Origin of the sequence: Paracoccus yibinensis (assembly GCF_030846195.1) — a bacterium.
Taxonomy (GTDB): Bacteria; Pseudomonadota; Alphaproteobacteria; order Rhodobacterales; family Rhodobacteraceae; genus Paracoccus; species Paracoccus yibinensis.
In genome coordinates this window covers 475466-488581 of record NZ_JAVCWH010000003.1, presented here as the reverse complement: position 1 = coordinate 488581, position 13116 = coordinate 475466, and the positions used below count along the sequence as shown (strand labels likewise).

General features: G+C 67.8%; 11 protein-coding genes. 5 read left to right on the top strand and 6 right to left on the bottom strand.

Annotated features, from left to right (window positions below; all coding sequences use genetic code 11):
* Positions 1 to 21: 21 nt before the first annotated feature.
* Genes RAH32_RS09555 through RAH32_RS09545 form a run of 3 tightly spaced genes read right to left on the bottom strand, consistent with a single transcriptional unit; the run spans position 22 to position 3496 of the window.
* Complete coding sequence (locus tag RAH32_RS09555) at positions 22 to 909, bottom strand: ABC transporter permease (RefSeq protein WP_306607460.1); 888 nt, start codon at positions 907 to 909, stop codon at positions 22 to 24.
* Positions 906 to 1982 carry an ABC transporter permease gene (locus tag RAH32_RS09550; RefSeq protein WP_306607458.1) on the bottom strand — a complete coding sequence of 359 codons (1077 nt, stop codon included), beginning with the start codon at positions 1980 to 1982 and terminating at the stop codon, positions 906 to 908. Before RAH32_RS09550 ends, RAH32_RS09555 begins: the two co-directional genes overlap by 4 nt.
* Entirely contained in the window at positions 1979 to 3496 is a 1518-nt protein-coding gene (locus RAH32_RS09545) for an ABC transporter ATP-binding protein (RefSeq protein WP_306607752.1), read from the bottom strand. The genes RAH32_RS09550 and RAH32_RS09545 overlap by 4 nt, the downstream gene beginning before the upstream one ends.
* A 99-nt stretch (positions 3497 to 3595) precedes the next feature.
* Between RAH32_RS09545 and dnaE the strand changes: the two genes are divergently transcribed.
* From dnaE to ruvB, 5 genes are all read left to right on the top strand, one after another.
* Positions 3596 to 7066 carry a DNA polymerase III subunit alpha gene (gene dnaE, locus RAH32_RS09540; protein ID WP_306607456.1) on the top strand — a complete coding sequence of 1157 codons (3471 nt, stop codon included), beginning with the start codon at positions 3596 to 3598 and terminating at the stop codon, positions 7064 to 7066.
* A gap of 127 nt (positions 7067 to 7193) precedes the next feature.
* A complete protein-coding gene (gene ruvC / locus RAH32_RS09535) occupies positions 7194 to 7688 on the top strand; it encodes a crossover junction endodeoxyribonuclease RuvC (protein ID WP_306607454.1) in 495 nt (164 codons plus the stop codon).
* Positions 7685 to 8383 carry a Holliday junction branch migration protein RuvA gene (gene ruvA / locus RAH32_RS09530; protein ID WP_306607452.1) on the top strand — a complete coding sequence of 233 codons (699 nt, stop codon included), beginning with the start codon at positions 7685 to 7687 and terminating at the stop codon, positions 8381 to 8383. Before ruvC ends, ruvA begins: the two co-directional genes overlap by 4 nt.
* A 9-nt stretch (positions 8384 to 8392) precedes the next feature.
* Complete coding sequence (gene htpX, locus RAH32_RS09525) at positions 8393 to 9298, top strand: zinc metalloprotease HtpX (protein ID WP_306607451.1); 906 nt, start codon at positions 8393 to 8395, stop codon at positions 9296 to 9298.
* Positions 9295 to 10326: a Holliday junction branch migration DNA helicase RuvB gene (ruvB, locus tag RAH32_RS09520; protein ID WP_306607449.1), complete on the top strand. Its 1032-nt coding sequence runs from the start codon at positions 9295 to 9297 to the stop codon at positions 10324 to 10326. Before htpX ends, ruvB begins: the two co-directional genes overlap by 4 nt.
* Positions 10327 to 10742: 416 nt before the next feature.
* On the opposite strand, the gene RAH32_RS09515 is transcribed toward ruvB, so the two are convergent.
* The 3 genes from RAH32_RS09515 to RAH32_RS09505 form a co-directional block, all read right to left on the bottom strand.
* Positions 10743 to 11798: an SDR family NAD(P)-dependent oxidoreductase gene (locus tag RAH32_RS09515; protein ID WP_306607447.1), complete on the bottom strand. Its 1056-nt coding sequence runs from the start codon at positions 11796 to 11798 to the stop codon at positions 10743 to 10745.
* A 15-nt stretch (positions 11799 to 11813) separates the two neighbouring features.
* Complete coding sequence (locus tag RAH32_RS09510) at positions 11814 to 12422, bottom strand: hypothetical protein (protein ID WP_306607445.1); 609 nt, start codon at positions 12420 to 12422, stop codon at positions 11814 to 11816.
* A gap of 83 nt (positions 12423 to 12505) precedes the next feature.
* Complete coding sequence (locus tag RAH32_RS09505; protein WP_306607443.1) at positions 12506 to 13078, bottom strand: helix-turn-helix domain-containing protein; 573 nt, start codon at positions 13076 to 13078, stop codon at positions 12506 to 12508.
* Between the last annotated feature and the right edge of the window lie 38 nt (positions 13079 to 13116).

Sequence of the window (13116 nt, the reverse complement as noted above, 5' to 3'; positions counted from 1 at the left end):
TCTGTGATTGGCCCGGCGCTGTCAGCGCAGGGCGTGGAAATCCTGCCCCAGCGATCCGGGGGCCGCGCCGCCTGCGCGGCGGCTGAATTTCTGCCGGGCCGAAATGGCGACCAGCACGATGATCGTCGCCAGATAGGGCGCCATGGACAGAAGCTGCACCGGCACCCGCACGCCCGCCGCCTGAAGGCGCAGTTGCAGCACGGTGACCCCGCCGAAAAGCCATGCGCCCGCCAGCACGCCCGGTGCGGTCCAATTGGAAAAGACCACGATGGCAAGCGCGATCCAGCCCGCGCCCGCCGTCATGCCTTCGGTCCATTGCAGCACGGTGGCGATGGAAATGAAGGCCCCGCCCACGCCCGCCATGGCTCCGCCAAAGGCGATGGCGGCAAGGCGCACCTGGCGCACGTCATAGCCAAGCGCATGGGCCGCGTCGTGGTTCTCGCCCACCCCGCGCAGAATCAGGCCCGCGCGCGACCGGTTCAGGAACCACCAGATCGCGGGCACCATCGCCAGACCCAGCCAGACGATCCAGTTGAGGCCCAGCGGTCCCGCGGCCATCGTGGGTGCCTTCACCCCCTCGACCGGCTTGCCGAACAGCGCGGCCAGCCCCAGCCCGAACAGCGTCAGCGCCAGACCGGATGCGACCTGGTTCGACATCAGGAACTGCGTCAGGATCGCGAAGGGCAGGGCGACCAGGGCACCGGCCAGGGCGGCTGCGGCGAAGCCCAGGAAGGCGTTGCCGCTGTAATGGGCGGTGGCAAAGCCCGACAGGGCGCCCATGATCATCATCCCCTCGACCCCGAGGTTCAGGACGCCCGCGCGTTCGACGACCAACTCGCCCAGGGCGGCGAACAGGATGGGTGTGGAAGCAGACAGAAGCAGCAGGAACAGGGCGATGGGGTCGATCATGCCGTGACCCTCCGGGCAATGCGGTATCGGGTCAGCAGGTCGAAGCCCAGCAGGAAGAACAGCAGCATCCCCTGGAAGACCTGCACGGTCGCGGCGGGCAGGTTCATCGTCAATTGCGCCAGTTCCCCGCCGATATAGGTCAAGGCCAGCAGCAGCCCCGCCAGAAGGATGCCCACCGGATGCAACCGGCCCAGGAAGGCCACGATGATCGCGGTAAAGCCATAGCCCACGCCGACCTTGTCGGTGATCTGGCCTGCGGGGCCCGCGACCTCGAACAGCCCGGCCATTCCGGCAAGCGCGCCCGAGAGGCCCAGGCAGAAGGCCACTAGCGTTTCCGGCCTCACTCCCGCAAAACGCGCAGCCCGCGGGGCGGTGCCGGCGGCGCGGATATGGAAGCCTCGGATATGGCGCGACATCAGGAACCAGGTCGCCAGCACGGCTGCGGCTGCCGCGACCACGCCCCAATGCGCGCCGGTCCCGGCGATCAGTTCCGGGTTCGAGGCTGCGGGATACTGTTGCAGGTTGCGCGATCCGGGCATCCCGAAGCCTTCGGGGTTCCTCATCGGGCCAAAGGCCATCCAGGCGGCGATGCGCTGTGCGACATAGACCAGCATCAGCGAGACCAGGATCTCGGAGGCGCCGAACCAGTTGCGCAGCAGGGCCGGGATCATGCCCCATGCCCAACCCCCTGCCGCGCCCGCGATGACCATGGCGGGGAAGATCCACATCTCGGGCGCGGGATAGGCGGCAAGCGCCACGGCGGCGCCGGTGATGGCGCCGATGATGTATTGCCCCTCGGCCCCGATGTTCCAGATGCCCGCGCGGAAGCCCACGGCGAGGCCCGAGGCGATCAGGATCAGGGGCGCGGCCTTCACCAGCAGTTGCGGGCGGGAATAGCTGGCCGCCAGGCCGAACAGCGGGTCCCAGAAGATCGTCTTGATGGCGGCGACGGGGTCATAGCCCATGATGGCGAACAGGATGCCGCCCGCGATCATCGTCGCCAGCACCGCCATCACGGGCGTGGCGACCTGCAGCAGGGCAGGGGTATCAGAGCGGGGAACGAGGCGGATCATAGATGGGCGACTTCCATGCCATGCGCGCCGCCCAGCATCAGGCCGATCTGGTCAAGCGTCAGCCCGTCGGTCGGGCGGGGGGCGGACAAGCGGCCTTCGTTCAGCGCGCAGAAGCGGTCGGAGAGTTCCAAGAGTTCGTCCAGATCCTGTGAAATCACGATGACGCCCGCCCCGGACCGCGCCAGATCCAGCAGCGACTGGCGCACGGCGGCGGCGGCGCCCGCATCGACGCCCCAGGTGGGCTGGTTCACCACCAGCACGCGGGGGGCCTGCATGACCTCGCGCCCGATCACGAATTTCTGCAGGTTGCCGCCGGACAGGGCCTTGGCAGCGGTCCCAGGGCCAGGGGTGCGAACGTCGAAGGCGCGAATGACCGCTTCGGCAAAGGCGCGGGCGGCGGCGCGGTCGATCATCCCCTTGCGGACCAGTCCCTTGCGCGCGCCTGCGGTCAGCAGCGTGTTGTCGGTCAGGCTGAAATCCGGGACGGCGGCATGGCCCAGCCGATCCTCGGGCGCGGCCAGAAGGCCGGCGCTGCGGCGCGCCTCGGGACCATGGCGGGACAGGTCCGCGCCCTCCAGCAGGATCGTGCCGGGGGCGCTGCGAATCTCGCCCGAGAGCGCAGCCAGCAGTTCGTCCTGGCCGTTCCCGGCGACGCCGCCGATGCCCAGGATCTCGCCCGCGCGAAGCGTCAGCGCAACGGATTTCAGCGCCGTCCCTTCCGCCGTGGGGGCGGGTTGGGACAGGGCGCGGACCTGCAGCAGAACGTCACCCGCCTGCCGCCCGCTGCGGTCGATGGGGCGCATCTCGCCCCCGACCATCATCGCGGCCAGCGTCCGGGCGGAATGTTCGCGCGGATCGCAACTGTCCACCACGCGGCCGCCGCGCAGGATCGTGGCGCGGTCGCAATGGGTGCGGATCTCCTCCAGCTTGTGGCTGATATAAAGGATCGCGGTCCCTTGGTCGGCAAGCTTGCGCAAGGTCGCAAACAGCAGTTCGGCTTCCTGAGGGGTCAGGACGCTGGTTGGCTCGTCCATGATCAGCAGGCGCGGGTTCTGCAGAAGGCAGCGGATGATCTCGACCCGCTGGCGCTCGCCCGCCGACAGAGTGACGACGCGGCGGGCGGGGTTCAGCGGCAGGCCGAAATCCTGGCTGACCTGCGCGATCCGGTCTGACAACTCGCGCCGGGGCGGCGGGTTCTCCATGCCCAGGGCGATGTTTTCCGCGACCGTCAGCGCGTCGAACAGGCTGAAATGCTGGAAGACCATCGCCACGCCCGCCGCGCGCGCGGCACGGGGATCGGCGGGGTGGTGTGGCTGGCCGTTCAGCACCATTTCCCCATCGTCGGGGCGGACCAGGCCATAGATCATCTTGACCAGCGTGGATTTGCCCGCGCCGTTTTCGCCCAGAAGGGCGTGGATCTCGCCTGGGGCGACCGTAAAGGACACACCGTCATTGGCGCGGACGCCGGGATAGGATTTGCCGATCCCCTTGGCTTGGAAAACTGCCGCGTCGATCAAACTTTGTCCCCTTGGTCAAATCCTTACACATGCTTATCGCGCAAGTGACGTCCAGGGCAATTGCGCTGTTTCGGCAGGTTGCGATAGACGTCTTGCATGGCCGCAAAACCCCCCCGATTCATCCACCTCCGCACACATTCCGAGCATTCGTTGCTGGAAGGCGCCATTCCCGTGGGCAAGCTGCCCGGCCTGGCTGCAGATGCAGGGATGCCTGCCGTCGCGCTGACCGACACCAATGCGATGTTCGCGGCGCTGGAATTCAGCGTGAAGGCGATGGACAAGGGGGTCCAGCCGATCGTCGGCTGCCAGATCACGCTTCAGGACGGCGCCACAGGGCCTGTGGTCCTGCTGGCGCAGAACCAGGCGGGCTGGCTGAACCTGATGGCGCTGTCCACCTGCCTTTACCTGCGCGACGGCGGTGCGCTGCCCCATGTCACGGTCGACGAACTGTGCAAGCATGCCGAGGGCCTGATCTGCTTGACCGGCGGTGCGACGGGGCCACTGGGATGCCTGATCGCGCAAGGGCAACGCGACAAGGCCGATGCCCTGGCCGACCGGCTGGCCGCCGCTTTCCCGACGCGCCTTTACGTCGAATTGCAGCGCCACCCCGGCGAGAACGGCCAGTTGATGCCCCCCGAGGCCGCTTCCGAATCCGGGCTGATCGACCTTGCCTATGCGAAATCCCTGCCGCTTGTCGCGACGAACGATGTCTATTTCCCGAAGGCTCAGATGTTCGAGGCGCATGATGCCCTGATCTGCATCGCGGAAAAGGCCTATGTGGACCAGTCGCAGCCCCGCCGCCGCCTGACGCCGCAGCATTACTTCAAGTCGGCCGAGGAAATGGCCGTGCTGTTCGCCGACTTGCCTGAGGCGCTGGAAAACACGGTTGAGATCGCCCGCCGCTGCGCCTTCGCCGTGAAAAAGCACGCCCCGATCCTGCCGCGCTTTGCCGATGACGAGGTCAGCGAGTTGCGCCGCCAGGCCCGCGAGGGGCTGGAACGGCGGCTGGCCGTCATCCCCCATGCCGTCAGCGTCGAGGAATACCACAACCGGCTGGAATTCGAGCTGGGCATCATCGAGCAGATGGGATTTCCAGGCTATTTTCTGATCGTGGCCGACTTCATCGGCTGGGCCAAGGAACACGACATTCCCGTGGGGCCGGGCCGGGGGTCGGGCGCGGGGTCGCTGGTGGCCTATGCGCTGACGATCACCGACCTTGACCCCCTGCGCTACAACCTGCTGTTCGAACGCTTCCTGAACCCCGAACGCGTGTCCATGCCGGATTTCGACATCGACTTCTGCATGGACCGGCGCGAGGAAGTGATCCGCTACGTCCAGGGCAAATACGGGGCCGAGAAGGTGGGCCAGATCATCACCTTCGGCGCGCTGCTGTCCAAGGCCGCCGTGCGCGACGTGGGCCGCGTCTTGCAGATGCCCTTCGGCCAGGTGGACCGCCTGTCCAAGATGATCCCGGTCGAGGGCGTGAAGCCCGTCAGCATCGCCAAGGCCCGTGCCGACGAACCCCGCTTGCGCGAAGCCGCCAAGGAGGAGGTCGTCAAGCGCCTGCTGGACTATGCCGAGCAGCTTGAAGGGCTTTACCGCAACGCATCCACCCACGCGGCGGGCGTGGTGATCGGCGACCGGCCCCTGGACCAGTTGGTGCCGCTTTACCGCGATCCGGCATCCGACATGCCGGCCACGCAGTTCAACATGAAATGGGTCGAACAGGCCGGGCTGGTGAAGTTCGACTTCCTGGGCCTCAAGACGCTGACCGTGATCCAGAACGCCGTGGACCTGATCAACGGGGGCGGGCGCCCCCTGCATGTCGCGGCCGACGGACGCAAGCTTTACGATCCGGCGCCGGGGACCGAGAACCAGATCAACCTGATCCCGCTGGACGACAAGGCGACATACGACCTGTTCGCCAGCGCCAAGACGGTGGCGGTGTTCCAAGTCGAAAGCTCGGGCATGATGGACGCGCTGCGCCGGATGCGCCCCACCTGCATCGAGGATATCGTGGCGCTCGTGGCGCTCTATCGTCCCGGCCCGATGGAGAACATCCCGACCTATTGCGAGGTCAAGAACGGGCTGCGGGAACTGGAATCGCTGCACCCCAGCATCGACCCGATCCTGGCCGAGACGCAGGGCATCATCGTCTATCAGGAACAGGTGATGCAGATCGCCCAGGTCATGGCGGGATATTCGCTGGGCGGCGCCGACCTGCTGCGCCGCGCCATGGGCAAGAAGATCGCCGCCGAGATGGCCAAGGAACGCCCGAAATTCGTCGATGGCGCGGTGGCGAACGGCGTGGACGCCAAGAAGGCGGGCGAGGTCTTCGACCTGCTGGAGAAATTCGCCAACTATGGCTTCAACAAGTCCCACGCGGCGGCCTATGCCGTGGTCAGCTATCAGACGGCATGGCTGAAGGCGAACCACCCGGTCGAATTCATGGCCGCGGTGATGAACTGCGACATCCACCTGACCGACAAGCTGGCGATCTACAAACGCGAATGCGACCGCATGGGGATCGCCATCGTGCCGCCCTGCGTCAACCGCTCGGCCCCCACCTTCAGCGTGCGCGAGGGCCGCATCCATTACGCCCTGGGCGCGCTGAAAGGCGTGGGCGTGGACGCGATGAAGCTGATCCATGATGCGCGGGGCGACACCCCCTTCCGCGACATCCACGACTTCGCCCGCCGCGTGGACATGAAGCGCGTGGGCAAGCGCCCGCTGGAGATGCTGGCCCGTGCCGGTGCCTTCGACGTGCTGGACGACAACCGCGCCCGGGTGGTCAAGGGGCTGGACGCGCTGTGTGCCTGGTCGGCGGCGGTGCAGGACCAGGCGGCCTCCAGCCAGACATCGCTGTTCGGCGGGGGCGAGGATCTGCCGCCGCCCCGCGCGCCCATCACCGGCGTCTGGCTGCCCACCGAAAAGCTGGCCGAGGAACACAAGGCCGTGGGCTTCTACCTGTCCGGCCACCCTTTGGACGACTACCTGCCCGCGCTGAAGCGCAAGAAGGTCCTGACATTGGCCGAGATCAGCCAGGAGGCCCTGGGCGGCCCGCTGGTCGCCAGCATCGCGGGCACGGTCGCCGCGCGGATGGAACGCAAGTCGGCCAAGGGCACGCCCTATGCCTTTGTCAGCCTGTCCGATCCGACCGGGCTTTACGAAGTCACGGTGTTCTCCGACCTGCTGACCGCATCGCGCGACCGCCTGGAACCGGGGCGGAACGTGGTGTTGCAGGTCAAGGTCGAGCCGTCGGGAGACGGGGTCAAGATGCTGGCGAATTCCGTCGATCTGCTGGAAAACGTCGTCGCCGATGCGGGCGCGGGCTGCCTTGCCGTGGAAATGCAGGGCAGCGACACCATCGCCCGGCTGGCCGAAACGCTGGCCCGCATCCGCACCGAAATCACCGTGCCCGCCCGCTCGCGCGGCCCCGTTCTGCTGCGCATCCGCGAGGGTGACGAGGTGATCGAGATCGAGGTCGCAAATGACGCCCCCCTGACCACCCCTGCCCGCCAGGCCCTGCGCGCGGTGCCGGGCGTTCTGGACGTGGTCGAGGAGTGACGCCTCATCTTCTGTGCGCAAGTATCCTCTGGGGGTCCGGGGGGCGAAGCGCCCCCGGTGCAGGTTTGGCCTCTAGGCAAATGTTCTCTTTTCGTGCTAGGTCTGCGGAAAACCGAAAGGGCAGTTCATGCGTGTTCTGGGCATCGACCCGGGCTTGAGGAACATGGGTTGGGGCGTGATCGCGGTTGACGGATCGCGCCTGCGCCATGTGGCCAATGGCGTGATCCAGACCGATGCGGGGGATCTGGGTGTGCGCCTTCTGCAGCTTTATCGCGGTCTGACGGCGGTCATTACGGCCCATGCACCGGACGCCGCTGCGGTCGAGCAGACCTTCGTGAACAAGGACGCCGTCGGCACGCTGAAGCTGGGCCAGGCGCGCGGCATTGCCCTGCTGGCTCCGGCCGAGGCCGGGCTGGCGATCGGCGAATATGCCCCGAACGCCGTCAAGAAGACCGTGGTCGGCGTGGGTCATGCGGGCAAGGAACAGGTGCAGCACATGGTCAAGGTCCAGCTTCCCGGCGTCACCTTCGACAGCGCGGACGCCGCAGACGCGCTGGCCATCGCCATCTGCCACGCCCGCCACCTGCAAGGCCGCACCCTGCGCATTGCGAGAACGGCATGATCGGCCGCATCGCCGGGATCATCCTGCACCGCGCCCGCGACCACGTGCTGATCGACGTGCGCGGCGTGGGCTATATCGTCCATGTCAGCGAACGCACCGCGGCCAGCCTGCCGCCGGTGGGCCAGGCGGTGGCGCTCTATACCGACCTGATGGTGCGCGAGGATCTGCTGCAACTCTTCGGCTTCACGTCGATGCTGGAAAAGGAATGGCACCGGCTGCTGACGGGCGTGCAGGGCGTGGGGGCCAAGGTCTCGCTGGCGATCTTGGGCACCCTGGGGCCGGAAGGCCTGGGCCGGGCGATTGCCCTGGGTGACTGGGCATCCGTCCGCAAGGCGCAGGGCGTCGGGCCGAAGCTGGCGCAGCGGGTTGTGCTGGAACTGAAGGACAAGGCGCCTTCGGTCATGGCGCTTGGCGCGACGCTGACGGTGGACATGGGCGTGCCGCTGGTCGAGGCGGACACCGGCGGCATGGCTGTTCCCGAACCTGCCGCCGCCGCCAAGCCCGCGGCGCCATCGGACGCAATGCTGGCCGCGCGCGCGACATCCGACGCGCTGTCCGCGCTGACCAATCTGGGCTATGCTGCCAGCGAGGCCGCGCAGGCCGTGGCCGAGGCGCAGGCGCAGGCGCGGGAACCCAACCTCCAGACCCCCGCGTTGATCCGCGCCGCGCTGCGCCTGCTGGCACCGAAGGAATAGGGGACGCCGATGCACGGGAACGCCAAGGTCTTCATCCTGATGGCCGCCATGACCGCCCTGGTCATGGTGCTGGGCTGGATGCTGGGCGGACAGGGCGGCGCGGTGGTCGCGCTGTTGCTGGCCGGTGGCATGAATGTCTTTTCCTGGTGGAACAGCGACAAGATGGTCCTGCGTCAGCAAGGGGCGGTGGAACTGTCGCCGCAGCAGGGCGGCGATCTTTATGCCATGACCGCCGAACTGGCCCGGCGCGCGAACCTGCCGATGCCCAAGCTGTATCTGCTGCCGACCGAACAGCCCAATGCCTTTGCCACCGGCCGCAACCCGGAAAACGCGGCCGTGGCGGTGACGCAGGGGCTGGTGCGCAGCCTGTCGCGGGACGAAATCGCAGGCGTGATCGCCCATGAGCTGGCCCATATCAAGCAGCGCGACACCCTGACCATGACCGTCACAGCGACCATGGCCGGGGCCATCGCGATGATGGGCAACATGATGCTGTTCACCGGCGGGCGCGACGACAGGGGCGGCGGGCTGGGGGCGATCCTGGCCATGATCTTCGCGCCCATGGCCGCCATGATGGTGCAGATGGCGATTTCCCGCACCCGGGAATTCGAGGCAGACGCCACCGGCGCCCGGATCAGCGGGCAGCCGCAGGCGCTGGCCTCGGCCCTGGCGAAGATCTCGCAACTGGCGGGGCGCACGCTGAACATCCCGGCGGAAAAGAACCCGGCGGCCGCGTCGATGTTCATCATCAATCCGCTGGGCGGGCTGCGCATGGACCGCCTGTTCGCCACCCATCCCGCGACCGAGGACCGCATTGCCCGGCTGATGGCGCTTGAGGGACGGCCTGCCATGGCGGAACGCGCGTCCCCCATCCCCCGCAGCGGCCGCGACGATGGTCCCTGGGGGCGCGGATGATCCATCCCGACCCGACCCTCCGCCCCGAGCCGATGGACAGCGACTCCGAGGACCGCGCCCTGCGCCCGCAGATGCTGTCCGAATTCGTGGGCCAGGCCGAGGCGCGCGCAAACCTGCGCGTCTTCATCGAAAGCGCCCGGATGCGCGGCAAGGCGATGGACCACACGCTGTTCTTCGGCCCCCCCGGTCTGGGCAAGACCACACTGGCGCAGATCATGGCGCGCGAACTGGGCGTGAACTTCCGCATGACATCAGGCCCCGTTCTGGCGCGGGCGGGTGATCTGGCGGCGATCCTGACGAACCTGGAAGCCCGCGACGTCCTTTTCATCGACGAGATTCACCGCATGAACCCTGCGGTCGAGGAGGTTCTCTATCCCGCGATGGAGGATTTCGAGCTGGATCTGGTCATCGGCGAAGGCCCGGCGGCCCGCACCGTTCGGATCGAACTGCAGCCCTTCACACTGGTGGGCGCCACGACCCGCCTTGGCCTGCTGACGACGCCGCTGCGCGACCGGTTCGGCATTCCCACGCGGCTGGAATTCTATACCATTCCCGAACTTGACCTGATCGTGCAGCGGGGGGCGCGGCTGATGGGCATCGACGCCGATCCCGATGGCACGCGCGAAATCGCCCGCCGCGCGCGCGGCACGCCCCGGATTGCCGGGCGGCTGCTGCGCCGGGTGGTGGACTTCGCCCTGGTCGAAGGCGACGGGCGGCTGACGCGGCAGATCGCGGACACCGCCCTGACCCGGCTGGGCGTGGACGACATGGGGCTGGACGGCGCGGACCGGCGCTATCTGCTGCAGATGGCCGAGCATTACGGCGGCGGTCCGGTGGGGGTGGAAACGCTGTCCGCCGCCCTGTCCGAAAGCCGCGATGCGATCGAGGAGGTGATCGAGCCTTATCTGCTGCAACAGGGCCTGGTTGCGCGGACGCCGCGCGGGCGGCAGTTGACCGCAGGTGCTTGGCGCCATCTGGGGCTTGCGGCGCCGACCTTGCCTTCGCAGGGCAGTCTTTTCGACGGCTGAAGGGCAGGGGACGCTGGCCTTGTCATTCCTTGTGCGACTCCGCCGGAAAATTTGCAGTCCGCTGCAAAGATGAAGAACGCCCCATCCCGTGAAGGATGAGGCGCCTGCTTCGCACACGGTCATCGGCGTCCCCGCCTTTGCCATGAGGCGCAGATTACCACGCCGATCGTGATGGTTCTGCGGGCACTATTTGTCAGCGATCTTGCCCGTGGCCACCCTTGAGGGCAGTCGTTTAGACATGACGGAAAGATCGACACGCGGAACCCTGCGCGGGCTCGGCTATTCTGACATGCGGCCGCAGCGTGTTGTCGGCGAGGGCCACCGGCACAGTCAGGCCGCGGGGCGTCCTTTGCTGTGGCGCCGTCAAGGAGGTCCTTGGCCTGCCTGAAGCGGGATCGTTTCGGGCAAAGGGCACCTCAAAAGGCCGTCCAGCCGCCATCGGTCGCATAGGTCGCACCGGTCATGTTCCCGGACTCGGGCGACAGGAGATAGACCATCATCGAGACTTGCTCGGCCACGGTCGCGGGACGGCGGGCCTGGTCTGCGTAGGCCAGGATGGACATGGTCTTGAGCCGGCCCATCGCCGGGCCCGGCCCGGCGGCGGCGTTCTGCGCGGCGACAAGCGCCCCGGCGCGGGCGATCATCGGCGTGTCGGTCGCGGCCATGTTCACCGAGTTCACGCGGATGCCCCAGGGCGCGTAGTCCACCGCCGCGTTGCGGGTGATCCCGTTCACCGCGTGCTTGGAGGCGACATAGGCAGGGTTGCCGGCAAGCCCGGCAAGCCCGGCGATCGACCCCACGTTGAGGATCGCGCCGCCGCGCCCCTGCGCCAGCATCTGCCGCAGTTCGTGGCGCATCGACAGGAACACGCCCTTGACGTTCGTTCGGAAGACCGCATCCCAGTATTCATCCGTCGCCTCGTGGATCGGCGCAAAGACACGATCCTTTTGCGTAGCGTAATCGATCGGCGCCCCGGAATGGACGCCATCCATCACGCCCGCGTTGTTGAGCGCGGCGTCAAGACCGCCGAAGGCCTCGACTGCCGTCGCGACCATGCGCGCGCAGATGGCGTCCTCGGCCACGTCGCCCGCGACGAAGCGCGTGGGATGACCGGCAGCGGCGATCTGCTCCATCGTGGCGCGGCCCTCCGCCTCCAGCCAGTCCACGCCGACGACGTTCGCCCCCTCGCGCGCCAGCCGCCAGGCCGCGCCGCGCCCCATGCCTCGGGCGCAGCCCGTGACGATGACCGTCTTGCCGGCAAAGCGGCCCGGCACGAAGTAATCGTCGGGCATCGGCGCAATGCCAAGGCGGCCAGGCACGGCCGGGTCGGCCGGATCCCAGGCCTGGGCGTAGTTGCCAAGCGGGGGAACAGGGCTCTCGCCCTCGGCCCCGGCCGTGGCCTGCGTCAGGCCAAGCCCGCCGGCCCCGCTGGCCGCTGCGACCAGGGATTTCAGGATATTACGTCGGATCATGGTGTCCTCCACCGGTCAGAAAGCGGGCGCGGCGCCAAGCATCGCCACCGCGTCACGGATGAACTGGAGGCCGAGCGCCAGCTGAAGCACGCCGAACACCGCGCCGAAAAGCTGGAGCGGCACGGGGCCGATCGCGCCGAGGATCGCCTTCGCCCGCAGCATCAGAAGCCAGTTGACGGCGATCAGCCCAAGGCCAAGTGCGAGGATGCCGAACTTCGTCTCCCAGCCCGGAAAGGGCGTGGCGAAGATCAGCGGCACCGACACGGCGATCGGGGGAAAGAGGCCGGGAAAGGCTACGGCTGCGGCGGGGGTTTGCGCAGCGTCGAGCGGCGGGCCAGACACGGCCGGCACAAGCAGGGTCTGCAGTGACAGCGCCACCGGCACAAGGCCGGCCGCAGCAATCAAGACAGGGAAGCTGACGCCCCAGGCCCCCAATACCGCATTGCCGATCACAACGGTAAGTGCGAAGGCCCCGGCAACCAGCAGGGCCGCCCGACCAGCCAGCCCGCGCACCCCGGGCGCCGCGTCGCTGTCGCCGACCTTCGAAAAGACGGCAATGGCCCGGATCGGGCCCATCGTCATGAAGAGAAGCCCGAACAGGGCGCCCCATGGCATCTCGGTCATTGCGCTTGTTCCTTAGACATCTGCTCGTTGAGGCAGGCGATGCGGAACGCGCCACCGGCCTCGGCAGTCACGAGATTACGGCGTCAGCCGGCGTCCCGGGGAGGGTCTGCCTGCCCATCCTGGGCACCCTCCGCGCAAGCCTGCTCGGCCTGCCGCCTGGTATGCGCCTCCACCAGCACCTCGAAGTCGGCGAAGAGCCTGGCGAGGCGCACCATGGCCCGCCTGTCGATCGCGGCAAGGTCAAGGCGGGCCGCGGCGATGCCATCGGCCATCGCAAGCTTCCAGGCGGCATCGCCGGTTCGGACCAGCCAGCCCTTCCGTTCAAGTGCGGCCAGACGTCGCCGCACCGTCTCTCGCGGGATGCCCGTAACGTCGGCAATGCGCGACGCGCTGATGCTGAGCCGCTCGGCAGGTATCGCGGCAGGGTCGGTTCCGGCTTTCACCGCGGTGCGGGTCGCCCGGATGGTGACCTGTCCCACAAGCGCCAGCACCATCATCGACTGGAGGTCGCCGCGAAAGATCCGGCTGAGGTCGGCCAAATGCTCGATGAAGAACTCTACCCAGCAATACTGGTAAGCCATGTAGTCGCCCTCGAAGGCGGCAAGAACCTCGTCGGCGCGCCGGGCCGACCTGCTCCGGGGCGCTGTGTGCTGCATGGCGGCCTCCTCTGCCAAGCACCCGGAAACGCGGGCCG